We start from the raw sequence: 24,250 nt of genomic DNA on the forward strand, positions 1-24,250 counted from the left end.
GCCTCAATTTCGCCAATATCTTGTTAGTGGTAGTTGCTCTTGTACAATTACTGTTAGTTATCAAAAGTTAAAACCTGCCCACCAAGAATATTTTATTTTTTACTTGGTTGCTGCTGTGTCGAGCAGTGAATACCTCCACCGTCCCAATTTTGAGGCATAGCATTTATAAACACAATTTTTCTATTCGGAAACTGAGTTTTAAAAATTTTACGAACTCGCTCTTCTTTTTCTTTTGAGGAACCTACCACAACATAACTTGATACAAGTACAAGTCCATTTGTTACCAAGTAATTCATATAACTTGAAGCAGGTACTCGAAGTAACGTATCTCCAACGGAAGGAGCTTCTGAACTATAAAATCGATTTGCAGGAATATTAAGAGAAGGTTCTTTGGAATATCCCTTTGTAGCTATGATTTTTTTTGTCGTTAAATCAGGTAGTGGGACTTTTATAATAGTAAATGGTTTGCCGTCTTGATCTGTCGAAATTTTTAATAGTTGATAGCTTTCATTAAGCCGTTCATAATTCATTTTATTAATTGGATTTAAGTCTTTTTCGGATTCATCTACCCATGCCAACAAAATTGTATTTGCATTTGAAAATCGAACAAATTCATCAGAATGTTGCACACCCCCTCCAACATAATTGCCCATTATGCGTCTATAAAAACCATTTGGGTCTTCTGCAAGTCCTTGTTTGAGCCAGATAACCTTTGATGCTCCCAAAACTTTTTTGAGCTCACTTTCCATGAACTCTTTAGTTAGGTTAGGGTTTCTATTTTTCATAGCTGACTCACAAATAATAAGTGTTCCCTTTCCATTTACTTCTATATTTCCACCTTCGGTAACTACAATTGTTCTAAAAATTTTGGCATTTTCTGCTATTGCCATTAAGCTATCAACTGTTCCTGATTTAGTCATAGAAGGCAACCTTTTGTTTAAGTAGTTATTTACACTGTCTTGATTGTTATTATATTTTTCTTTTAAAAATTGAGGAAATCCATAATGATTCCAGCCAAAATCAGCTACACCTAATTGCCCTTTATTATTTACCAAAAATGCTGCACCGTTATCTCTAATCCAATATCGGTCACCTGGTATTAAATAGAATTTTATATTTGTTGTATCTACTTTTTGCTGAGTTAAATATCTCTTTGCCGTTTGCATTAAACTGTCATTATCGAAAGCAATTTTTACTGTTACGTGCGGTGTAAGTGTTTTTATCATGTCAATAACTACTGGGTAAAAGCCAAGTGTACTATCTGCTTCCCAACCAAGCCAAACCGCATCCTGCTGTTCCCACTCTGCAGGCATATAAAATTTGTCGTCTTTTCGATTACAAGACAATATTGACATAATGCCAATTATGCAAAGTAACTGTCTCATTTTAGTTGCCTGTTTTAATCGCTTTAGTTTTCAAATTATCTGTGGTGTGTGTCGGTCTGAAATTGCCACAGGTGGGGGTTTTTAGCGCAAAACGGGGCCGCCCGGGCGTTTCAATAGTTTGTCAGGCACAGTTATTTTTTTAGCTTTAAAAACTTAGCTGCATTATTATACAGTATATCTTCCTTGTCCTGCTTAGTGAGAAATGTCAGGCTATTTAAAAACTTAATTGACTTTTCGATGGCATGCGGCCACGTCATTTGGTCTGAACCAAACATAACTTTGTGTAAATAGCCTGAATCCTTAGCTGCCTTTAAAAACAATCTGGCATAACGCTGATCCATTGGCTCCACCCATAACAATACACCCAAATCTGAATAAAGTTGAGGATAATAGGCCATCAGCCTGAGTGCGTTTTCATAATAGCTTTCGCCTGAGTGCATGAGATAAATTCTGAGTTTAGGATAGTTCACCAACACATCTTCTATCAAAAAAGGATCGCTTATAGCAAGTCGTGCCTTAGGTGCCCATGAATAGGTGCCACCAGGGTCACCACCTGCACTGTGTACGGCTACGGGTATGTCATATTTTTCACAAATGCGTAAATAAGGTTGCCAACTGGAGTCATTCAGAGTTTTGCCTACGTAATAAGGTGCTAGTTCGCCAAATATTTCAATTTTTTTCTCCTTGACCATTTGTTCAAACTTAACACTGTCCATGCCATAATCGTCTGCCGAATACATCAGGATTCCTTTGATAACAATGTTGTTACTGTCTCTTTTGCTCCAATTTTCTACACTTTCAGGATTACCGCTTACGACAGCCTTAACAATTCTATTTTTTTTAAAGGCAGCAAACGTTTCTTTTAGATGTTTATCTGCATTTAGCGAACCTTTATTTCCATAAAAATCGGTAGCCTGTTCCCGTTTACCAAAGTCACTGCTTGTGTAAGAATGAATGTGCATATCAATGACTTTCGGTTGGGATTTTCCGTACAAAAACGATAGAAATAAAATCGTAAATAGTATTGCAGTTTTTGTCATGATTCCGCTTTTTAATTGTACCCAAAGGTTACGGCTTGTTACTGTACTGGTTTTCTGGTTCCGTCTGCCCAAACTGCTGCTGAACAGCGAACAAAAAGATGAGAACTTATTCGCCAGCATAGTAGCAAACCGCCTGTTGTGGGTTCGTACTTCTATTTGGTAGGCACAGGTTCGTCAGCACTCCACATTCCGTAAAGTGAAATCCATTTTCCCGAAAGGCTATCAAGCTATAAAAATTTCAGTATATTTCCCTTTTTCCAGCAAGGTGTCTCCTTTAGATCCTTTGAAATGTATGGCAAAAGTGCCAATTTCATATCCAAGTTTACCGTCACTTTTTGCATCAATTGTTTTTGTCGTTGCATCAATCACACCTGCATCAATAAAAGCTTGCCAATATTTTTGAATATTTTCTCGTCCTTTTACTATTGGTTCGTTTGGAGGAAGTAAAGATGCGTTTTCATCATAAAGCATCGCGGCTGCTTTTGCGTCGTGAGCCGTCAATGCTTTTCCAAAATCTCGGTTCATTTGTCCAAGTTCTTCGACAGTCGCAGATTGAGAAATTTCTGTTTTTTGGGAGTCTGCGGTTGTCTGTTTACAGCTGTTCACTGAAGTTGATAGCAACATTGTCACTCCTGCCAATGCAAAAGAGGTCATTGATTTTTTCATTGTGTTGATTTTTTTATTGCCTACTCTGGTCTGTTTTCTGCTTTACCGTTGTTTTATCCCGAATTAGTTGATCATAGATAGCTCAGCCACCACTGCTCTTTATGCGTTGTCTTGTAGGCATCATACCAGCGACATAGGGGATACAACGATGCGACAACGGCTATCCAGATAAGGTAAACCACCCCAAGATTGTAGCCTCCATTGCCGGGTAGCACAAACCGCATCGGTATAGTTTGCAGCGATCTGTCGGCCTCCGCCATGGTATGGCCAGCGGCAAAAAACACTAACATGCGCAGGGTATGCTGGACATAAAAATGGATTGTGTAATAAAAGAAGGCCGTTCGTCCGTAGGTGCGCAGCACGCCCGTAACGCGATTGTGTACGTTCTCCAGCAGCGCCAGTCCCAGCAGGCCCGGCCCTACCGTAATGCACATGTACAGCAGCGATGGGGGGTATTTATGCACCTTCAGGAACGAGAACAACGTTGTGAGGCCGTCTTTCTGGACGCTCCAGGGGAAGGGGTCGCCGTATCCATTCAGCAAACGCAGCCCCACAAATAACCCAATGGCTCCGGCACCGAGATAAACCAGTCCCTGTTGACGCTTCCAGGCTGCAACCGTAGGCTCAAACAACCGGCCCAGGCAGTAGCCCAGCATCATTAGTCCCAGCCAGGGAAGAAACGGGTACAGTACCACAATGACCCGACCAGGCGCGTAGTCAAACACACGGTGACTGCCACCATGAAACAGCGCCCACCAAAAACCCGATGTAAATCCTGGTGCCTGTTCTACCGCATCCAGCAGATTATGGCCTAAAACGATCGCTAAACCAATGCCCAGTATGGCCCGGAACGGCAGCCACGTCAGCCCGGCCATGAACACCATGCTGATGCCCAGCGACCAGAAAACGACCAGCGTGATGGGATTAAACAGGGTAAACGTATCAGCCGGCGCAATCAGGAGTACCTCGGCTACAATGAGCCATAGACCCCGTTTCAGCAGGAACAGACTCAACTCGCTACGCGATTTCCGTAAACCCTGCAGGTAGATGGACGTACCAGATAGCAAGGCAAACGTAGGGGCGCAGAAGTGGGTAATCCAGCGGGTGACGAACAGGACCGGCGTGGTGGTATCCAGATTGAGCGGGTCGTCGGTATAGGCTTGAGCGTGGAAGAAATCGCGGGTATGGTCCAGTGCCATAATGACCATAATCAGGCCCCGCAGTACGTCGATGGACTCGATGCGGCTTTTGATGAATGAAGGCGCTGGATTGAGCGAGCCTGCGGTTGCCGATTTATGGGTGAGCGGAAAAGTCATGTCGATAGCGGCTAACACTCGTTTATGTGTTCGGGATAGTTTGGATAACCTCAGGCAGGAATCTGTCAAAAACGATGAGCCTCATCATCGAGTCCGCTTACCTGAATTAGCGCACTTTATAGGCTTCTAACTCAATCTCAATTAGCTGGCCGGGCAGCGCTAACTCCTTTACGCCAAACCACGACCCGGTCGGAAACTGCTTTTTGTAGATCGTATTTCGGTAAGCCGACTGGTTCACAAATTCGGGCATGTTCGTGGTTAGAATATTCTCCACCACAACGTCGTCCCAGGTGTAGCCATAGTGCTTCAGAATTTTGTCCAGATCGGCGTAGCAGTTTTTCATTTGTTGTCCCAGATCACCTTTCGCCGTCAGGTTTCCTTTCTCGTCCATACTGACCGCGCCCGATATTTTCAGTTCATTGCCAATCCGAACGGCATGGGAATAGCCATACGCTTTTTCGAGTTCGGGCCGTAACAGAAAATACTCCGGTGCATCGGATTGAGCGGTTGGTTTCTCATCCGCTTTTTGGGGAGCGGTATTGCAGCCGACGGCAAACAGGATCAGGGCAGCAAAAGCGGCCAGCTTCATGGTGAATTGGTTGGTTTTCATTGGGATTTAGTTGGTTAATGTAACGGGATCAATTCCCTTTTTTCAGGAAGGAAGTCAGCCCGGTGAAATACGTTTGCTGATCGTCATACATTGAGAAATGGCTACCGTTGGGGCATAGTAGAAACGTGCCGTTTTTCACTTGCCCGGCCATCCACTCCATGTGTTTGGGGTCCATCGTGTCGTAGGTAGCTCCGATAACCAACGTCGGCACGGTAATTTTGGGCAGGTCTTTGCTACGATCCCAGTTTTTCAGATTGGCATTGCCCGCCATGCCAAACTCGCTTGGCCCCTGCATGGTCACGTACTGCTCCTGATTGAGTTTGGCAAACCCCCGGTTCAGCGGTTCTGGCCATTGTGCCGTTGGCATACGGCAGATGTGCTTTTCGTAATAATTGGGCAGCAACAGTTCCATATAGTGCGGGTCGGCGAAGTCGCCTTTGGCTTCGAGTGCTTTGATCTCGGCCAGCACCTTTGGGTCCATTTGTTTAGCCAGTACCTCGTTGGCATAGCGGCTGTAGGCGGGCGCACTGCTCATCATGTCTGAGATAATTAATCCCCTGAGGTTTTGCCCGTATTTGAGTGCGTACTCTATGCCCAGAATGCCGCCCCACGAGTGGCCGTAGACGTAGAAATTGTCTTTATTTAGCCCTAGAGCGACCCGAACCTGCTCCAGTTCGTCGACAAAACGGGGCAGCACCCACAAGCTCTTGTCGGTTGGGCGGTCGCTGTTACCCGCGCCGAGTTGGTCGTAATAAATGAACTCGATGCCTTCTTTAGGCAGAAAACTCTCGAACACCTCGTAGGCCTCATGACCTGCACCGGGACCGCCGTGCAGAATCAAAACCTTGACCGTTGGGTTGTTGCCAATCCGCTTCGTCCACACGTTGAATGTGCCTTTCGGGGTCTTGATCGGGATTATTTTTACGCCCCCGGTTTGTATACCTGTATCGGCGGGGGCAAAGTAGGTTTGTAGTTCATTAGCCTTGTCGGCGTTTGGTTTTGGGTCACAGCCTGCAACGGTCAGGCCAATGAGCAAACCAGCAAAAGCGGCCGGTAAGAGCGAAGAAAGAAATTGACTGATTTTCATGGGTCTATCGAATAGAAAAAAGGCTGCGAGGCTACAAGGTTTATAGGCGCTCAGTCTTTACTACTTGACGGCTACCGGTGGCGATGCAGACTCCTGGTAAAACGTCGCTTTCCACGCGCCGTTGATTTTGGTGAAGAGCATCGTTCCGGCTACGTGCTCAAACTTTAATTTCTGGCCGGTTTTAAGCGTTGCATTCTGTTCCATCGAGAACGTATACAGCACCAGCGAGTCAGTCAAAACCCGAATCGCTTCCTTTGCTGGCACGACACTCAACGTCTTCATCTGGCTAAACCCATCTGCGTTCAATTTTTTGAGTGCGTTATAATCCCCGAATGTGCCATCGGGATTGACGGCCTGAAAATCAGGCGTATTTTCAAAGTAGGTCATGCACGTTTCAATGTCTAGTTTTTCGACCTGCTGGAAGAATTCTTTCACCAGGGAAGAAATTTCCTGTTCAATCGCTTGCTTGTGTTCAGGTGTCATTGCCGACACGTCGGTCATTTTTGTATCAGTATCCTTTGCGGGTTTATTGCAACCGGCGGCAAACAGGAGCAGAGCGGCAAAAATGGCCAGGATGAGCGAAGTAGGTTGGGTTTTCATTGGGGTTTGTGAAGATTTTGGTTTAGAGAAAAAGGTCTGTTTTAGTTAGTTGACGGGCATATATCTGGATCAAGCGTCGGCCCACTCGTTGAGCGGCACGTGGGCGGGTTGAAACTGCATGCCCAGCTCCTGAGAAGCTAACGCATAACTATACACGTTTCGGGCAGCGTTGACCGGAGCTTTGCCGTTCAGCATGAGCGTCATGTCTGATAGTTTATAGCTTTCGCTGTTGAGCAGGTAGTTCCTGCCGTGCAGCCCGGCGGTGGTTGCGGCCCGGAAAATCCCCTCGGCCACGTCGGAAACCGACACAATGGCCATCTCCACGTCGTTGTCAAACATCATCTGCACGAACGGATTGGGAGCAATTTTATGCTTGATAAGGTATTGCAGGCCCACCGACGTCGAATCCTCACGGGCCGACATCGGTTTACCCATCACGCCCGTGGGCGACACGCTCACGATCTCGAAACCGGGTTGAGGGTGCGTGGCCACGAATGTTCGCACGGCCTGGTCGGCGTAGTACTTGGCCTGCGCATAGGGAATGGATTCGGGGTCCAGGTACGGCTCGTCTGCTTCGGTATAGAGGTGGTCGGCAGGGTAGTGGGGCACAGGCATCGGGTAAGCGGTGTTGAGCGCACCTACTGAGGCCACAAACACCACCTTCTGTACCGAAGGCGTTTGGCTGACCACCTTCAGGAAGTTCTCGGTTCCGCGGACAGTCGGCTCGAACACCTCCTCCTGCGGATTCTCGGCGGCTAATTGAAAGGGAGTGCCGCTATGAACCACAATGTTGCAATCCCGTAAAAACTCGCGAAGGGCCACTTCGTTGGTTATGTCCACTTCCCTGACGGTCAGATTTTCAGCGTTGAAAAGCTGATGCAGATGCTGGTATTTTTCGGGTTTGGCAAGGTCCGTAGTGGATACCTTCACGGTATAGCCCTCATTCAGAAATTTTTGAGTGACGTAACTGCCAATAAAACCGGCTCCTCCAATGATGCCTACTGTTTGCATAAAGTTTTGGGTTAAGCCGTCGGGCAACAAACCCCGACGGGAATTGACTAGATGTGGTTATAGAAGACAGGAAATAATCTGAGCCTGCAGTATGGCAGTGGGCAGTAGCCAGATGATGCAAAAAATCACCTGAGCCCGTGCAATAGTGAAATGGAGCGGCATGGTTGAGGAAGCAGATTGAGGATGTTTAGAAATGAGCAGCCCAATCGATTCGGAAAAGCGATTTGGCCGACAACGCATCTAAACTATCGCCAGCGTATTCCCCAGCCAAGTTCACCCGGACGAGCGCATCCTTTTACTGTCCGAAAGGGGGTATTTTTTTACCGGATGTGTGAACGATAATGCCGGTTTTGCCCGGCGGCCTCAAATGGTCTGGATTCGTTTCAGCAATGCCTCGCGCAGGTTGTGACTGAGTGGAATCGTTTTTCCCTTAATACCGATATGCCCTTCGCCCACTTCATCGACCTGCGTCAGGTTCACCAGATAAGATCGGTGGACCCGCACAAAATAGTTAGCTGGAAGTTTATCTTCCATCGCCTTCAGGGTCGTTGTGAGCAGATATTCTTTGTCCGCCGTACAGAGGTGGCAATAGTTGCGGTCGGCTTCCACGTAGAGAATATCGGTGATGAAAATCTTGACGATCTTTTCGCGGTGCCGCACAAAAATCCGGTCACTGAGCACAAAGGGCGCGTCGGGGACATGTTGGGCAGAGGCAGACGGTTCGTCGGCCAGGCGGCTGATGGCCAGTTCGATAGCTCGTTGTAGCTCAATTGCCCGAATCGGCTTGGAGATGAAGGCGTAGGGACGCGTTTTTTTTGCTCTGGCAAAAGTGGATTCGTCGGTATTGGCCGTGACGTAAATAATCGGGATATTCCACCGCTGATGGATCGCATGGGCTGTGTCGATACCGTCGAGCGCGCCTTTGAGACTGATATCGAGCAGAATCAGGTCAGGTCGGGCCGTTTCGGCGTGTAGGATGGCTTCTTCGCCCCTAGGGACAATCCCGCTCACCTCATAACCAAGTTTAGTGAGTTGCAGGGCGATGGTGGCAGCAATGATCATGTCGTCCTCCACGACGAGTAACTGCAACGGGGTGTCCATTCTATTTGTTGATCATTGGTCAAGTAATCATTCTGCGCGTCCCGAAGGTTGAACTCGGTACCGCGTATCCTGGGTAGCGCTGGCTGTGTAATCAAGACTGTAAATCCGCTACGAAGTAAACTCAAATTTTATAGTTATGAAAACCAATGACTTGATTAAGCGAAGCCGTTCGGAAAAGAAAGGTTTATGGCATTCGGTAAACCTATCAAAAAGATTAAGTTTTATAAGGACTCCGGGTGCTGACTTTTCAATGTACTGGATGCTTATTTGTTTGAATCACTTGACAGGTTCGTATAATATCGAATAAGTGGATGGATCAGTATAACCGTTTTCATCCTCATCAGTCGTTGACTGGTCTGGCACCAGTCGCCTATGCTAGACAGGAAAAAGTGATAAAAGTCTAAAAGCTTACTGGCCTAATCGAGGGAAGGCTACACGCTCTGTGCCGATCCATAATTTACCAGTTTCGTCTTCCAGTATAGCCCTAACATGATTATGAGGCAGTCCGTCTTTTTTTGTAAAAGTTTGAAAGGATTTCCCAACGGCCCGTCCGGGATCGTAACGGCTTGCTCCACCTACGGCACCGAACCAAAGAGTACCGTCTTTATTTTCATAAATTTCCCCAATCCTATTATTGACAAGTCCCTCCCTGGTGGTGAAATGTTGGAAGAATTTGCCATTGTAATGATAAACTCCCGAATCACTGGTAGCGAACCAAAGGTTTCCGCGTCGATCTTCCAGAACATCCCAGCATCGGCGCGACCCTATTTACTGGCGATATTAGTAAACGATTTTCCATCGTGTCCAAAAACACCACCCCATGATGCCGCAAACAAAATGTTTCCGTTTCTATCCTGCTTTATATTCCGAACCATTCTACGAGGTCCGTAGGCAGTGAGGGTGTCTTTGATCGTGTAATTGATAGTATCTTTTGGGTGGTGTGGTTTATTTTGTCCTTGACAGGAAGTGCAAAAAACGACCATTACCAGTAACGCATAGACAGGTGCGTATTTTATAGTTTCGAGACGAAGAGAAATTTGTGTACCAGTATTTCGGGCATTTTGAGAGAATGTAAGTAGTAGGTTTTTCATTCGACTGGCCATTCGTCCAACCTAGGCTAGTAACTCTCCCTGGCCCAGGCACTTACCACAGGTGACCCACAATACAAAGCCGCACAGCGGACCGTGCAGGCTTTGTGTTTATTCGGGCGCTTAGCTTAATAATCCAATCGTCTACTAATCCTATTATTTCACATAGAACAAGGCACCATCCACATAATGAGGGACATACGATTTGGAACTATAATCATAATGCAACAGAAGGTTGGTATGAATATCGTAGGCAAAATAGAGTATATACTTTTCAGTAGCAAAACTATTTAGGTCGACGGCAACAACTTTTCCGATGGGGGGACAATACACAGGCGCACCAATGGGTAGCAATTGGGCTTGGCTGTAATCCGGGTAGCTATGAAAGAGCTTATCAAGTGCTTTGTTAGGGGGAAAGTCAAAACTGTAATCGGGATACTTGACAGCGGGTTGCGTGGGCGTTGTGGGAGTGGTTGATTTCACGAGGAAGTCACCGCCCTCCAGCAAGAGAATCCAAACCAACCGGCCATCGGTCCGCTTGGCGTAGCCTACCCCGATTCGCTGATAATTATTGCTGAGGAGCACGACCGCTTTGTTCGGATCGCCGATCCAGGACTGCACGACTGCCACCGGATCTGAATTGGCTGACGTGAGCGATCCCTCATATTGATAAAGCTTCTGGACTGCACTGATACTAGCCGGCAATGTGAGTCCCTTATTGACGATATCCTGGGCAAGCTGAAGCGCGTAAGTGCTTAGTTGCGCATCATGTTTTAAGGGGTTATTTCCCCGATAGGGTTGGATGTTATTTTCCAGAGTGGTTGCCGGATCGACGGCCGTTCTAGCGCCGGAATGGAGCTGACCGGCGGTTAAATCAGGTGCTAGGGTTTGGTCTTGCTGACAGGCGGAAAGAGTCAGAAACAGGCCAAAGGACAGTAAATAGAAGATGCGTTTCATGGGAAAAACAGGTTTGTGAAAGCGGCTAACCGACTCGGAAAGCGTTCACAAAGGTGAGGTAAGTAACGCGGAGGGATTATAAGAAATCATCCAAATACTATCAAAAATCGTTCAACTCGTTATTATATCTGTGTAATTTCAATATTAGATTGGCTTATGCAAAGAAAAGAATCAAATCTGGCCGAATGTTCCGGTGTATTCCGTCGAGGGAAACGAAGTCATCTTTGGGCTTAAGAAAATGGACGTTCCTGGTAGCGTGTCTTAAAAGGCTCATTCACGAGACGAAGGGAGATTCGTGTACCAATTATTGGGGCGTTTAAGGCGATACGGCCCACTTTCGTACTTCCTGGAATAGTACGAAAATAAATCCACTGGAAAACACCCAAACAGGAAGTTTCAAGGAAGTTCGGAAGCATAAACGCGTGCCGATTTTCGTACTTCCTTACTTAAAGTACCAAACGGTATCAGGACGGTGTGACAGCAGAATAGGCTGTTTATAGAATAATAAAATGTGTAAAATAAATGCCCTTTCGGGCAGATAATTAAAACTCATATTGGATCGGGGGTAATGTAACAGTTTCACACCATATAGACCGACGACTAGGGTTCTAAATGGTTTCCCAAGGCTACTGAACTAAGTTAATGCAGATGTGAAAATTAGGGTAGTCAAGCTTGTCACTTTTGGTAAAATATCAAAAAAACATGGATTCTCAGAAATGGCTTATCTAATTGAGAGCCTTGCGACTACTCTGACTTAGATGTCGGGCTGATGAACCAGTTCCTGATACTTGTGGACGCTTCGTAGCTACTAAGACACTATAAATGGGAGCCTGGCCGAAGCAAAGCGGTGGCCAATTTGCTTATCATGCCCGGAATTGTGGCCTCTTTTGTTACCGCTCCGTTGGCCTGACGGACCGACGCTACCTTCTTTTGGAAAGCGGGGGATGTTCATTATAAAGACCCCTGGCTAGCTAGCCAGCTCGCTATCAATAAGAAAAACCCGACAATATTGACCCAGGCCCGCTTGCGATGGTGGCCTAACCAACCATCGCGAATGCTCCGCCAGTTAGCTGGCAGTTCGGTGGCTGACCAACTCTGGATGAGTTTATTTAAGGGGACATTGCCACGAATAGCCACCATGACCGAAGTAACCACCATCCCTAAAGCCATACCCAGCAACCAAACACTCCAGGTTAGTCCTCGCTGATAAAAGATAGCCATAAGTACTAGAGTCAGCCCGAGTTGCAGCTGGGCCAGTATCTTGGCCCATTTGGCCATATAGGGATCAATAGCCTGATGATAGGCCACAAAGGTTTGCCCTGAGACATGTTGCTCCCAAGGGGCAATCAGTTGCAGGAGGCTAATGCCAAAAAAGAAGGCATACAGGGCTGTGGTCGCTACAAGCAGGATTGACAAGAACATAGTAAATAAATAAGATGATCTGTTAGCAGGTAGCCAATCTAGCTAAATTTTGGTTTTAGGGCTACATTCTCCTAAATCGCTCCTATTTACAGTACATTCCGCTTCTTATTAGTCAAGTGAGGAATTGCCTACTTGGCGTCGCAGTGGCACTCTGCCCTGTCCCGTTGCGCTCAACTAGTTAGCCTTCAGCGATCGGTTTAGGTTGGTACGGGCCTGGTTTACCGTGACAACTAAAAGCAGACCCAATACAGCCCCCGCCAGGAGAAAGGTTATCGACATGTTCTTCATCCGTTTCCATTGATTAGTTAAAAAAGTAACTCAAAACGGGGTTACTTGTTAGCGGTGCATGTCCTTAAACGCTCTTTAATTAGGGCGATTATTGAGGCAGTGATCAAGATGGTATCTATGATCTACTTGGTTGAGTACCACGAATCAGGGTCGGTTTGCTTCGAGAAATCCACCAGACCCAGATAAAATAGTGCCGACGTTGACCACAAAGCGAAATAACTTACCCCTTTTACCAGCAACGACAGCTCCATATTACTAAAGCCTACATAAAGTAACACCGTACCAGCCCACAGCAGATACGTAAGCAGCCGGATCAACAAGGCGGGGAATCGAACTACTCCCACTTTCTTAAACCGGGGAGCAACCCGTTGGAGTAAAAAACAGCTCAGCATAAGAACCCATATAATACTCACCCATTGTACGGAATTCCAGAGCATCGTCTCGCCGAGTACACCCATAAAATCACGCATCAGGCCAAAGTATAGGCTGGTAACCGTAACAAAGCCGACGACCAGTAGTGTCCGAATTCGTTTGTGGATAGCGAATTGGCTTTTTACCAGTGTCCACCAGTTCCGTAACAGACTTCTTAAATACACTTTCCGATAGGTCCATTCCATCTTCTGGATGGTAGTTGGCCCACCAAAGTCATCAATTGTCTGCTGAAGGGCCTCTTCAAACGAAAGTGAGTCGGTCATGCGAGCTTCCACGGAGACAACAAAGTGATCGGTCATCTCTTGAATAAAGGTGGTTTCAACCAACTCACATTGTTGGGTCAGAAAGTTCGTGATGAGCGTCTGTTGAGCCTGAGTCATACCGATAAGTTGATTAAGAAATAGGAAGTTTATTAAGATCCGTGGGCGTCAGTATGCGTTGCAACTGGAGGAGAAACTGCTCGATCTGCGCTAGTTTATTCAGGGCGTTACCTTGTTGATCCTGGGCAATGGCGTAGTACTTCCGGGCGCGACCCTCCACGATTTGGGTTTTGGTGATGAGTATGCCGTCGGCTTCGAGTTTGTACAAAGCTGGATAGAGCGCTCCTTCGGTAATCTTGAGCTGTCCCTCGGTGATTTGCTTTACTTTTTGGCAAATCTCATAGCCGTACATCCATTCTGTGTTGGCTAGTAGTTTAAGGATGATAGCATTGAGACTGCCCTTGAGTAGCTGGTGCGAAGTAGTATTCATCGTCAAATATACCTAAGATTCAATATACTACTGAATCTTAGGTATAATTTTTTTCTCAAATCTCAAAAAGATGTTCATGCTTGAGACGATGAAAGAGTTGAGTATTTGTAATTCGGGCTTCAAGAGACGGGATTACGCATAGAAATTGGATTTTTAACGTTGTGGTAACTCAATGACAAACGTACTCCCTTTCCCCACTTGACTCTCCACTCGAAGCGTGCCGCTGTGGCCTTTGGTGATGATGTCATAACTGATCGATAAGCCCAATCCCGTTCCTTCTCCCGTTGGTTTGGTGGTGAAAAAAGGGTGGAAAATCTTGGCCTTAACCGAGTCGGGAATCCCAGCACCGTTGTCTTTCACCAGAATCCGTATCTGATTGTTTTGGCGATGAGTGCAAACCTCAACCGTCGGCTTATAGTCAGGATCAGCCGTTTTCTTTGCCTGTTCCAAAACGGCAAAAAAGGCATTGTTGTACAAATTCAATAAAACCCGACCAATTTCTTGAGGAGCGACGTCAATTGGCTCAAGAGTCGGATCAAAATGGGTGAGGAGTTCGCAATTGAATGATTTATCCTTGCCCCTGAAGCCATGATAGGCGATTTTGAGGTATTCATCGGCCAAGGCATTCAGCTCAGTCGGTCGTTTTTCTCCCGATTCCGTACGAGAGTGCTCCAGCATGCCTTTAACGATCGAAGACGCTCGTCCGCCATGGTGATTGATCTTCTGAAGGTTACTAGTCAGATCACCCAGGATTTCCTCAGCATACTCTTTTTCATCGGTAGGCAATTTCTGGAAAGGACCTTCCTTCAACTCCTCAATGAGTTCGGTGGAGACTTCCGAGAAGTTATTGACAAAGTTCAGTGGGTTCTGAATCTCGTGAGCGATACCCGCCGTTAGCTCGCCTAAACTGGCCAGCTTCTCTTTCTGGATCAGTTGGGCCTGGGTGTTTTTGAGGTCGGTTAGCGATTGATTCAATTCGGCCGTGCGGGTCTCAACCTGTTGTTCCAGGCGTTGGTTTTGCGTAGCCAGTAACTCCCGCTTTTCTTCGGTAATCTGGACAACGGCCGACGCCTGGGTGCGTACCTCGGTCAGCATTTCCTTGAACCGTAACGCCACATAGACCAGAAACGAGAAAGGGATTGCTAATGGATAGCTGGTTGTCAGAATGAGACCGATCACAGAGATTCGATTTTGTGCGATATTAAAGCCACCTAAAACACTTAACAGCGCCAACAGTAGCGCTAGTACCAGGCCAATAACAATGGCCCATTGAGCACCTTGTAGCCGTTTTCGGTAGGCAATCAGGGTAGACAATATGGACAATACCAGCAAGCCAAAGACGACCATCGAGACCGGAAACGGATGGACAATACCCAGATGATCGATACAAAAAGCAACCATTGGAACCAGCATCAGCGACCAAATAGCTCGGCTAGCCCAGGGATGGTCGAGCAGTTGCAGCAGGATCGCCAGGAGCAGCGCCACGGCCAGAAAATCAAGCAATACCCCCAGGCTTTGCCCAGCAACGCCCATAAAATCACCCCAGGAAGGTTTAATCATACAGGCGAAAGCGAAAGCAAGGTTGGCAGTCACCAGACTACTCTGGGTGGCCAGCAGTTGTATCACCGATTTTTCTTTAGGGCCTACCGGTTGCCAGGTAAGCAGCCATAGCAGCAACGACACAACCAGCGAAACCGTACCTCTGAATAAAATTAACAAACGAGACGTAGCCATAACCTGGATGATCGAGGTTCGGTAGCGGCCACTCACCAGACGAAAAGAATCGTTGGGGTCAATGCCAATTTCTGATTTCAACCGACCGGGGTTGATGGGGGAAGGATAATCGACCAGGTGTAAGGCGATCAGGTGCGTTTGGCCTGGCTTAAAGGGCACGGACGTTGCTAGTTGATTGAAGAAATAGTAGTGCGCATACGGTTTACCTAGGGTGCCAGTACTCCCATAGGAAGCTAGCAGGCGCCCATCGACATAGAGGTCGGCGGCTGCCCACCCACTTTTACGGACGAAAACGGGCAGGCCTTTAAAGCTCGAGTCGAGCTGAAGGCGAAGCCGGAACCAGCCCTCTGCCCGGCCTGATGGATCGCTATCTTTTATCGACCAATCACTTGGTTTTCGGTTGATCCAACCCGTTGTATTCCAGTCCACTCGCGCCCAGAGCGGGTTATGACCCGAGTGATAGACCCAGTCCTTGTTCGTAAGCAGCGAAAGCTGTTGGTCGGCGGTGAACATTGTGCTATCCAGCACCAGAGTGCTATTCTGAGCCAGGCCGGGAGTCAGGCGTAAGCACAGCAGGAGTAAAGCTAGCTGGATCTTCATAAACGGAAAACGGCAATCAGTCATCAAGGGAGCGATGTTCGGATTCGTTGTGGCTTCAGACAGCCTTATCAGGGATCATTCGTTCACTTTATCAAATCGCAAATGCCGCAGTCGGTTGGTATTTAAGTCAAAGCCAGTAACCTTCTCTTTCTCTAGGAGGAAATTGAGGTAAAGCTGATAACCGCCCTGGGTTATCAGCATATGTTTCCGATCGAGAACCGACAATTTCGCCGTTCCCATTTTTGGCGTCTTGATCTGCAACTGCCCTTCGTTCAGCAAAACCTCCACGGTTGTTTCTAATTCCGGGCTGTAATAGCGACCCGTATAAACCTGGGCTTCATTGGGAAGCAAGCTAGTGTTGGGTTTATACTTGGTCATGCCCCGCTCATTACCTGGATAGTATTGCTGAAGGGTAGTATCGTTGGCCGTGGCGGTCAGCACAAACCTCACCTGGGTAGATGGCTCTTCAACGGTCATGTTAGCGGTTTGCCGCAATTGCTTCCGTCCAAAGGAGCTGGATTCCCAATACAGATTTTGACCCAAACGAGTAAAGGTGAAAGGAAGCCCATCTTCAGCAATGTAGTGGCCACTGATTGCCCGGGCCAGAATGGGGTCCAGCGTCATCGTATCTTTTGCCGCGGATTTTACGGGGTTGCTCGCCTTGGTTGGCGATGGATACTGCTTGAGTACTATATCTGCTATCTGATTGGTTTTCAACGAGGGATTAACCGACCCATTGTTGCTGAGCAGGATAATACCCAGCTTCAGATCGGGGAAAACGGCCAGGCTCGTTCGGTACCCATACAGAGCGCCACCATGCTCAAATTTTCGGAAGCCTTTGTAATCCTCAACACTGATCCCTAACGCATAGGAGAGCCGTTCGCCCGAGTTCAATCGCCCTGTTTCGGTCAACTGACGAATGGTCTGCTGATCGCCCACTTTTGGGGTGTAGAAATTCATGACCCATCTGGATAGGTCTTCCAGGGTCGAGAACATACCCCCATCTCCCATGGTATAGATGGCATGAAAGGCGGGATAGTAGGTATTCCCATTTTTGATATACGAAATGGCTCGCTCGCTGGGTAATTCAGCAGGACTGTCGATAAACCGCGAGTTGATCATTTGCAGGGGCTTAAAAAGCATAGCCTCGGTAAATGCCTTGAAGGATTGTCCGCTACGTTGTTTGACAATTTCGGCCAGCAGTACATAATTGGAATTGGAATAGAGGTATCGTTGACCGGGCTCGTAATTCAAGCTTTTTGATCGACTGATGTATTGAATGGCCACCTGCTGAGTGATGCCCATGGGTATGGGCAAGCCGCCAAAGGAGGCCAGTTCCAAATCATCCCGTATCCCACTGGTATGATTCAGTAACTGTCGAATAGTAATTTTTCGCTTCAAATCCGGGAACCAGGGCAGATGCAGGCGGATGTCGTCATCAAGCTTGAGTTTACCAGCCCTGGCCAGCAGGACGATTGAATAGGCCGTAAACTGCTTTGAAACAGAAGCTAGATAAACTGGGGTTTTGGGAGACATGGGTTCCTGTTTTTCCGCATTAGCCAGTCCATATCCTTTCGCGAAGATGAGGGAGTCATTCCGGATCACCCCAATGGCGCAGCCAGGGGTATTGGGGGCGTTGAACTCCTTGAAGAGGCTATCTAGTTGCGCCGTGACAAATGCTGATAAAGGAGAGACTGGTGAGCTAGAGAGGTTTTGTGCGCTCACACAGCAAGCGCTTAGGTAGATAATGAGTAAGCAAAGAAACTGCCAATCGGATAGCCTCGCTGCTAATTGGGATACGGCCTTGTTTTTCATGGGAATGGCTATTGACTGAGGTAGTCTTGATCAATCTTTTTTGTCCGTGAGCGGCCCACTGATCTAGCTACCCTTGACAGCAGCAAATGTATCGGGTTTGCGAAGAGCAAGCCTATCCGGTTTGAGACAAATCCTATCTCATTTAGGACATGTATGCTTTCCTTTGATCAGCGTTGATCGGCTTAAAATGTTCCGTAACTTGATTTATAGAAACTTTCATGTATTGGATCGTATCTATTCGCTAAAAGCCAACATTGTAGATAAATAATTTTAGGTCACTTCGTCCGGCAAAATGGTCAGTTCACGCATAAGTTGGCTTTGCCCGGTAGGCTTTTATTAGAGCGTCCAGTAGGTTTGTTCAGGTCAGATAGAGGCCAAATACGCTCAACATTTCAACTCAATCCATCACTCACCTTTTATTGAACATTCTATGAAGACTAGCTCGATCTTTCTGTTATTGTTTGTAGTTACTTGTAGCTTACTTAGCTGCTCACAAAATTCAACCGAAGAAGCGTTGAAAATATCGCCTATAGTCAATGTTGCCCAACCAGAAGAGGCTTTTCCAAACCAAGGAGGGACACGTCAAACGGGTATGCTGAATGGTGAGAAAATTACGTATTCACTAATCAACGGACAGGCGGTTTTTCAACGTGATATATTGGTAAGTCCAGATAGTATTAATGATTCAGCGGATGTGCATACCCAGGCAATAAGAGGAACTGGACGCACAAAGTTATCCTCACGATGGCCCAATAAAACAGTTTATTATGCAATTGATCCGGCACTTCCTGATCTGGCTCGTGTATATAATGCTATTGCACACTGGGAGTCCAATACATCTATCCGATTTGTGCTCCGGACGACTCAACGCGGTTACGTGCTGTTTCGCCCTGGTCCAGGTTGCTCATCCAATGTGGGTTATGCTGGAGGTTTACAATACATCAACTTAGCGAACACTTGTTCTACTGGCAATACAATTCACGAAATTGGACACACAGTTGGCTTATGGCATGAACATACACGCGCTGATCGTGACACATATATTACAATCAATACAGCCAACATTACCAGTGGATACGAAACGGACTTCCAAACGTATGAGCAGCGAGGTATGGATGGTTTTGATTATGCCGGAGGATTGGATTTTGGCTCAATTATGCTATACGGCTCCTTTGACTTTTCAAGAAACGGTTTGCCCACTATTACGAAGAAAGACGGATCAACGTTTATAGGCCAGCGTCAATCTTTGTCGGCAATAGATATTGCTACGGTTCAATCAATGTATCCTTAAAGGATTGGTATATAACTTACCCCAATTGCTGTTTTTTTAAATGCTTTGTAAACTTATGAGCTCTCACAATGAGTTCATAAGTTTACAAAATTTTCAAATAATATAAATTAATAGCCAATTTTAATACTGTATTAATTTATATTATTACTTATTATTTTTCAATAATGAATTGTGTATATAAATTTGCCTGATTCATCTGCTCTTTCACAGATACTAGGCGCTACTAAATCAATTCAGGGAATCGTCCTTGCGTATTAGTTCGCCAAACTCTTTTCTTTTCACCGAGTGCTAATTACCTCAGCCAGGCTAGTATATAGTCGACTTTAAGCCCTGATACTCAACAATCTGTTTAATTTGTCTAAAGTGCTCAGCAACGCTTTGTTGCTGAGCGCACTGAGTCATTAGGTCTTATTCACACATGTTGAAGCAAATACTAATTATTGAAGACGTAGCCCAAATTCGGGAAAACATAGCTGAACAATTAATCTTGAATGGATATGATGTGCGAAAGGCTAAAGATGGCGTAACAGGCCTGAATCAAGCCAAACAATGGCTTCCCGATCTGATTTTGTGCGACATTATGATGGAAAATATGAATGGTTATCAGGTGTTGGAAGGTATTCGTGCCAATCCGGAAACGGCTCATATTCCATTTATATTTCTAACGGCTAAAGCCGACATGGTGCATTTGCGAGAAGGTATGGAGTTAGGCGCCGATGATTACGTAACGAAGCCTTTCCTATTACGAGATTTATTAAACGCCATTGAGAGCCGATTGAGAAGAAGCCAGGAACAACGGAATAATATTAATCCGTCAAATGCCTATTTAAAATCGATTCGTGGTAGAGATAGTAAAGGATGTATGGTTCTTCGTACAGAAGAGTGCGTTTACTTCGGCATCCATAAGAGAGGGTATTTTGTTTACCATCCGCTCGGTAATTTTCAAATCGATATGAGCTTAGATACCCTAATCGCGAAGCTAAATCCGAATCAGTTTTTTCGGGTGAACCGACATGTCATTTTGCACCGGAAAAGTATCCAGAAATACACCTACTGGGATAAAGGCAAGCACTGTTTGATGATTGACGTAGGAGGGAAACCTCAGGAAGTGATTTTACCGAAAGCGCGGTTCCGTTCTTTTAAAGACTGGTTAGCGGAATAAAGATCCTGGTGTATCTATCGGTTTCTAATACTTAAAAGAGCTAAGCTACAGTTTATTAATACTGTCAACAACGTCGGGAGACGGCCTTGCATAAACATACGCTGACTATAGCATGAATACCATCTTTTAATGGAGAAGCATTTAGAATTCTGGTTTAATACTTCTTCGCAAGGAGTTGCTTTTTTAGAGCCCGTCTGGAATCAGCAGGAAACCATCGTTGACTTTCGCTACAAATTGGTTAATAAGGCATTTTCCCAACTTGTTCGGCAAACGCAGGAAGAACTTATTGACCAATTTGTTAAATCTGCTCCCCAGCAGAACGAGTTTTTTTTTCCGCTGGTACAAACCATTCAAACAGGCGAAACGCAGCGGTTAGTTAAGCGATATCAACACAATAGCGAAAGTATATGGCATGAAATTACGTTAACCCGGATGGATGATCAAGCGATGGTGACTATCCACGATGTTAGCGAACAGCGGCAATTTGCATACAATCTGCAGCGACGGCTATTCATGGAGTCGCTCATTTCAACTGTGGCAAGTCGATTCATAACGCTTAAATCCGACGAAGCAAATGGTTATATCATCGAAGCTTTGCAACTAATAAGCGAATATGTTGATGCTGAGCGTGCGTCTGTATTTATGTACAGCGACGACTATCAGGAAGGGCATTGTGTACACGAATGGTGTGCACCTGGGCATCAGTCCAGAAAAGATAAAATTCAGACCAGGCCCCGCGAATGTTTTGACTGGATGCGACCGAAGTTGGAGAAGGGTGAGATGATTCGCTTACAGATTGATGAGCTTACTCCAGAACAAACGCAACAGAAAACTTTTTTTGACTTTATTTCGGTGCGATCCATGATCGCCATTCCCCTGATTCAGGATCGGAAAACGAAGGGATTTGTCGGATTTTATACAATCAGTAAGCCGCCTGTCTGGGATCAGAATGACGTTTCATTGTTAGGAACATTCAGTACGTTAATCGCTAATGTACTGTTACGATTGCAACAGGAAATGGCTTTACAACGTGCAAATCATCGTCTGGAAGGCCTCCATGACGTAGATCAGGCTTTACGCAACTCCCGAATGGCAGAACAGCCTCCGCTGTTGATTGCTATGAAACATATGTATGGTCTGGTGCCCTGTAATCGAATTTCGGTATTTCATATTAATAGAGATACGGGGCTGGCCGAAGCTAAATGCCGGATCATTGATGGGGAGCTTGATATTGACCCCACTATTGCTGTCCCCGCACATTATTTTGTTGACCGGTTTCCACAGAACGAATTGCCAACAAAATTCATCTACTATCCTGATGTACAGGCCGACTCTACAGGTATACCACCCCATTTGCTGGCTAATCTAAACGGCTTTCGCTCGCAGGTGACCATTCCCTTATTCAGCAAGAAAGAATGTATTGGGGCTTTCACGCTCATGTCAGTCGTTCCCCATTTTTTCACGGAAGAGTATCTCAAAATCGCTCAGGAATTAGCCGGGCCACTGGCCATTGTTTTATACCAGCAACAACTCGATAAACAACTAAAACTGTATACAGAACAGCTTGAATTGCGGGTCGAAGAGCGAACCCAGGCCATCAGACGATTATCTACCCTGCATCAGGCTATTCTTAGGCATGCTGGTCAGGCGATCGTATCAACGGATATTCATGGGGTAATTCAGACGGCTAATCAGGCCTGTGAGCATTTGTTGGGCTACCGACCCGACGAATTGATTGGATGGCAAACGTACCTGGAACCAGGGCAAGCCGCTAATACAGTGCCGGTTGTTGTCTATGGACCTGTTAGACAGGAAAATCGCCCGGTCACTATTTTCATGGAAGATTTAGCTTCTCAAGGTTATTTCTACTGCGAATGTATAGCCATTACCAAATCAGGTGGTCGAGTCCCAATTTTATTGGCGGCTAGTGCTTTACAGGATGATGACGGCACTATTATGGGCTATATGGGAATTTCTACCGATATATCGCTCCTAAAAGAAGCCCAACGTAATCTTCAGCAGAAGAACCAGGCGCTGAATAGTTTTTTTGAAGGCGCGTTGGACATGCATTGTATTGCGGATAGTAAGGGGAAGATATCGGCCGTCAATCGGGCTTTTCAGGTTACACTCGGCTATTCGGCAACCGAATTAATAAGTATTCCTTTTTTACAGCTAATTCACGCGGATGAGCAGAAGTTTGTTTACAAGAATCTTTTGGTGAACATTCTTGATAAACCGGTTTGCAATCAGATCAGCCGAATGCGAAGAAAAGATGGTTCTTACCGAATTATTGAATGGAATGCGGTTAGTATTAATCAGGTCGTGTATGGCTCGGCCCGCGACATCACAGAACGACAGGAAACGGATATGAAGCTACGGAACCTGAATCAGCGCCTAAAATTAGCAACGCAGGCGGCTGGTCAGGGCCTTTGGGAGAACGACTTAATTACAGGAGCTTTGTTTTGGGATGATCATTTATGGCAGATTTTTGGTGAGGAATACCGTCAGTTCGATTGGAGTTTTGAGAAGTTCCTAAACATTATTCATCCCGACGATCTGCCCAATTTTCTAAAGCATTCTCATTTAGGAGCACAAGGGAATAAGATTTCAAACGTAACCCGAATTTTCCGGCCCGATGGAAGTATTCGCTACATTGAGTCGAGTGGTTTAATAACTCGGTATAAACAGGAGCGGCCCATACGAGCAGTTGGCGTTGCCTGGGACGTAACCGAAAGAGAGCTTGCCAAAGCTGCTGTGCAGGAAAGTGAGCAGCGGTTTAGAGAAATCGCCGACAATGTAGATGAAGTCTTCTGGATTCATGCCACCGATCCCTTTCGGCTACTTTATGTCAACCCAGCTTACGAACGCATATGGCATAGGACTTGCCAGAGCCTATATGACAATCCGCTTTCGTTTATCGAATCGGTTTATGAAGAAGACAAACCAGTTGTTGAAAAAGCCATAAGCCAATATAGTTTAGGCGAAGAGGTAAACAGTCAATTTCGGGGTGTCAGGCCAGATCATTCGTTGTTCTGGGTATCGGTCCGCACCTTTAGTATTCGCGACGAAACCGGAAAAACCATACGCCAGATTGGTCTTTCCAATGATATTACGAGACAGAAAGAGACAGAGTTGGTGTTGCAACAATCCTTGCAACAGGAACAGGAACTGAATCAACTCAAATCGCAGTTTGTGTCTACTGCCTCTCATGAGTTCCGAACACCTTTAGCGACGATACAGTCGAGCGTTGATTTAATCAAACTCTATCTTGACAAGCCTGCTGTTAGCGCGAAGGCATCCGTTCAAAAGCATTTGATTGTTATTGAAAAGGAGATCGATCAATTCAATACACTGCTTACCGATATATTGACAATCGGTAGAATCGAATCGCGAAAAGTGAATTTCTCTCCTAAACTGGTAGATGCCTTACTGATTTGCGAGGAACTAATTAACACTCATTTTAGCCACCGAAATGATAATCGTGCAGTCGAATTCACCATAGAAGGCATCCCTCAAGTCGTTTATTTGGACGATAAATTAATAAGTCATGTGCTGGTCAATTTATTATCGAACGCGTTTAAGTTTTCGAAAAGTAATCCTGTCTTACGACTAATTTTCAAGGAACAAAGCCTTGTCTTTGAAGTGGTTGATAAAGGTATTGGTATACCCAGCAAAGAACTCTCAGCCCTATTTCAGGCATTTTTTCGGGCTAGCAATACAAACGGTATCCCAGGCACAGGCTTGGGCTTATTCATTGTCCGACAGTTCGTTGAGCTTCATGGCGGACATTTTGACATTCAGAGCGAAGAGAAAAAGGGGACCTTTTGCACCGTTTCCTTACCGGTTAAGTCAGCTAACCCAGTACTGATAAGCTAGAAGTTGACGCTAAAGTCGT

At 46.0% G+C, this 24,250-nt stretch carries 20 protein-coding genes; 3 read left to right on the top strand and 17 right to left on the bottom strand.

The window, feature by feature from the left end; translation table 11 throughout:
- Positions 1 to 92: 92 nt before the first annotated feature.
- The 17 genes from ACYVE4_RS26955 to ACYVE4_RS27035 form a co-directional block, all read right to left on the bottom strand.
- A complete protein-coding gene (locus ACYVE4_RS26955) occupies positions 93 to 1,385 on the bottom strand; it encodes an agmatine deiminase family protein (protein ID WP_461043460.1) in 1,293 nt (430 codons plus the stop codon).
- Positions 1,386 to 1,516: 131 nt separating this feature from the next.
- Positions 1,517 to 2,425: an amidohydrolase family protein gene (locus ACYVE4_RS26960; protein ID WP_461043462.1), complete on the bottom strand. Its 909-nt coding sequence runs from the start codon at positions 2,423 to 2,425 to the stop codon at positions 1,517 to 1,519.
- Positions 2,426 to 2,647: 222 nt separating this feature from the next.
- Entirely contained in the window at positions 2,648 to 3,091 is a 444-nt protein-coding gene (locus tag ACYVE4_RS26965; protein WP_461043464.1) for a YybH family protein, read from the bottom strand.
- Between the two features lie 71 nt (positions 3,092 to 3,162).
- A complete protein-coding gene (locus ACYVE4_RS26970; protein ID WP_461043465.1) occupies positions 3,163 to 4,407 on the bottom strand; it encodes a DUF1624 domain-containing protein in 1,245 nt (414 codons plus the stop codon).
- A gap of 106 nt (positions 4,408 to 4,513) precedes the next feature.
- On the bottom strand, positions 4,514 to 5,017 hold the full coding sequence (locus ACYVE4_RS26975) for a RidA family protein (protein WP_461043467.1): 504 nt from the start codon (positions 5,015 to 5,017) through the stop codon (positions 4,514 to 4,516).
- Positions 5,018 to 5,045: 28 nt separating this feature from the next.
- Positions 5,046 to 6,104 carry a proline iminopeptidase-family hydrolase gene (locus tag ACYVE4_RS26980; RefSeq protein ID WP_461043469.1) on the bottom strand — a complete coding sequence of 353 codons (1,059 nt, stop codon included), beginning with the start codon at positions 6,102 to 6,104 and terminating at the stop codon, positions 5,046 to 5,048.
- A 60-nt stretch (positions 6,105 to 6,164) separates the two neighbouring features.
- Positions 6,165 to 6,704, bottom strand: a complete 540-nt coding sequence (locus ACYVE4_RS26985) for a nuclear transport factor 2 family protein (protein WP_461043471.1) — start codon at positions 6,702 to 6,704, stop codon at positions 6,165 to 6,167.
- Positions 6,705 to 6,773: 69 nt separating this feature from the next.
- Positions 6,774 to 7,715, bottom strand: a complete 942-nt coding sequence (locus ACYVE4_RS26990; protein WP_461043473.1) for an NAD-dependent epimerase/dehydratase family protein — start codon at positions 7,713 to 7,715, stop codon at positions 6,774 to 6,776.
- 363 nt (positions 7,716 to 8,078) lie between these two features.
- Entirely contained in the window at positions 8,079 to 8,816 is a 738-nt protein-coding gene (locus ACYVE4_RS26995) for a LytR/AlgR family response regulator transcription factor (protein ID WP_461043475.1), read from the bottom strand.
- Between the two features lie 408 nt (positions 8,817 to 9,224).
- Positions 9,225 to 9,584, bottom strand: a complete 360-nt coding sequence (locus tag ACYVE4_RS27000) for a ligand-binding sensor domain-containing protein (protein WP_461043640.1) — start codon at positions 9,582 to 9,584, stop codon at positions 9,225 to 9,227.
- A complete protein-coding gene (locus ACYVE4_RS27005; RefSeq protein WP_461043477.1) occupies positions 9,581 to 9,907 on the bottom strand; it encodes a hypothetical protein in 327 nt (108 codons plus the stop codon). Before ACYVE4_RS27005 ends, ACYVE4_RS27000 begins: the two co-directional genes overlap by 4 nt.
- A 153-nt stretch (positions 9,908 to 10,060) precedes the next feature.
- A complete protein-coding gene (locus ACYVE4_RS27010) occupies positions 10,061 to 10,861 on the bottom strand; it encodes a CAP domain-containing protein (RefSeq protein WP_461043479.1) in 801 nt (266 codons plus the stop codon).
- Between the two features lie 951 nt (positions 10,862 to 11,812).
- On the bottom strand, positions 11,813 to 12,283 hold the full coding sequence (locus ACYVE4_RS27015) for a hypothetical protein (RefSeq protein ID WP_461043481.1): 471 nt from the start codon (positions 12,281 to 12,283) through the stop codon (positions 11,813 to 11,815).
- Positions 12,284 to 12,693: 410 nt separating this feature from the next.
- Positions 12,694 to 13,383 carry a hypothetical protein gene (locus ACYVE4_RS27020; protein WP_461043483.1) on the bottom strand — a complete coding sequence of 230 codons (690 nt, stop codon included), beginning with the start codon at positions 13,381 to 13,383 and terminating at the stop codon, positions 12,694 to 12,696.
- 13 nt (positions 13,384 to 13,396) lie between these two features.
- Positions 13,397 to 13,753, bottom strand: a complete 357-nt coding sequence (locus tag ACYVE4_RS27025) for a PadR family transcriptional regulator (protein WP_461043485.1) — start codon at positions 13,751 to 13,753, stop codon at positions 13,397 to 13,399.
- A 153-nt stretch (positions 13,754 to 13,906) separates the two neighbouring features.
- Positions 13,907 to 16,087: a sensor histidine kinase gene (locus ACYVE4_RS27030; protein WP_461043487.1), complete on the bottom strand. Its 2,181-nt coding sequence runs from the start codon at positions 16,085 to 16,087 to the stop codon at positions 13,907 to 13,909.
- A 75-nt stretch (positions 16,088 to 16,162) separates the two neighbouring features.
- On the bottom strand, positions 16,163 to 17,812 hold the full coding sequence (locus ACYVE4_RS27035; protein ID WP_461043489.1) for a serine hydrolase domain-containing protein: 1,650 nt from the start codon (positions 17,810 to 17,812) through the stop codon (positions 16,163 to 16,165).
- Between the two features lie 604 nt (positions 17,813 to 18,416).
- Here ACYVE4_RS27035 and ACYVE4_RS27040 point away from each other — a divergent pair.
- From ACYVE4_RS27040 to ACYVE4_RS27050, 3 genes are all read left to right on the top strand, one after another.
- Positions 18,417 to 19,193: a M12 family metallopeptidase gene (locus ACYVE4_RS27040; protein WP_461043491.1), complete on the top strand. Its 777-nt coding sequence runs from the start codon at positions 18,417 to 18,419 to the stop codon at positions 19,191 to 19,193.
- 418 nt (positions 19,194 to 19,611) lie between these two features.
- Positions 19,612 to 20,355: a response regulator gene (locus tag ACYVE4_RS27045; RefSeq protein ID WP_461043493.1), complete on the top strand. Its 744-nt coding sequence runs from the start codon at positions 19,612 to 19,614 to the stop codon at positions 20,353 to 20,355.
- A gap of 129 nt (positions 20,356 to 20,484) precedes the next feature.
- A complete protein-coding gene (locus tag ACYVE4_RS27050; RefSeq protein WP_461043495.1) occupies positions 20,485 to 24,231 on the top strand; it encodes a sensor histidine kinase in 3,747 nt (1,248 codons plus the stop codon).
- The last annotated feature ends 19 nt before the right edge of the window (positions 24,232 to 24,250 follow it).

Source organism: Spirosoma harenae, assembly GCF_054776975.1.

Excerpts from the sequence above, each read along its gene's own strand:
- ACYVE4_RS26955 (WP_461043460.1), bottom strand. The coding sequence starts at position 1,385 with ATGAGACAGTTACTTTGCATAATTGGCATTATGTCAATATTGTCTTGT.
- ACYVE4_RS26960 (WP_461043462.1), bottom strand. The coding sequence starts at position 2,425 with ATGACAAAAACTGCAATACTATTTACGATTTTATTTCTATCGTTTTTG.
- ACYVE4_RS26965 (WP_461043464.1), bottom strand. The coding sequence starts at position 3,091 with ATGAAAAAATCAATGACCTCTTTTGCATTGGCAGGAGTGACAATGTTG.
- ACYVE4_RS26970 (WP_461043465.1), bottom strand. The coding sequence starts at position 4,407 with ATGACTTTTCCGCTCACCCATAAATCGGCAACCGCAGGCTCGCTCAAT.
- ACYVE4_RS26975 (WP_461043467.1), bottom strand. The coding sequence starts at position 5,017 with ATGAAAACCAACCAATTCACCATGAAGCTGGCCGCTTTTGCTGCCCTG.
- ACYVE4_RS26980 (WP_461043469.1), bottom strand. The coding sequence starts at position 6,104 with ATGAAAATCAGTCAATTTCTTTCTTCGCTCTTACCGGCCGCTTTTGCT.
- ACYVE4_RS26985 (WP_461043471.1), bottom strand. The coding sequence starts at position 6,704 with ATGAAAACCCAACCTACTTCGCTCATCCTGGCCATTTTTGCCGCTCTG.
- ACYVE4_RS26990 (WP_461043473.1), bottom strand. The coding sequence starts at position 7,715 with ATGCAAACAGTAGGCATCATTGGAGGAGCCGGTTTTATTGGCAGTTAC.
- ACYVE4_RS26995 (WP_461043475.1), bottom strand. The coding sequence starts at position 8,816 with ATGGACACCCCGTTGCAGTTACTCGTCGTGGAGGACGACATGATCATT.
- ACYVE4_RS27005 (WP_461043477.1), bottom strand. The coding sequence starts at position 9,907 with ATGAAAAACCTACTACTTACATTCTCTCAAAATGCCCGAAATACTGGT.
- ACYVE4_RS27010 (WP_461043479.1), bottom strand. The coding sequence starts at position 10,861 with ATGAAACGCATCTTCTATTTACTGTCCTTTGGCCTGTTTCTGACTCTT.
- ACYVE4_RS27015 (WP_461043481.1), bottom strand. The coding sequence starts at position 12,283 with ATGTTCTTGTCAATCCTGCTTGTAGCGACCACAGCCCTGTATGCCTTC.
- ACYVE4_RS27020 (WP_461043483.1), bottom strand. The coding sequence starts at position 13,383 with ATGACTCAGGCTCAACAGACGCTCATCACGAACTTTCTGACCCAACAA.
- ACYVE4_RS27025 (WP_461043485.1), bottom strand. The coding sequence starts at position 13,753 with ATGAATACTACTTCGCACCAGCTACTCAAGGGCAGTCTCAATGCTATC.
- ACYVE4_RS27030 (WP_461043487.1), bottom strand. The coding sequence starts at position 16,087 with ATGAAGATCCAGCTAGCTTTACTCCTGCTGTGCTTACGCCTGACTCCC.
- ACYVE4_RS27045 (WP_461043493.1), top strand. The coding sequence starts at position 19,612 with ATGTTGAAGCAAATACTAATTATTGAAGACGTAGCCCAAATTCGGGAA.
- ACYVE4_RS27050 (WP_461043495.1), top strand. The coding sequence starts at position 20,485 with ATGGAGAAGCATTTAGAATTCTGGTTTAATACTTCTTCGCAAGGAGTT.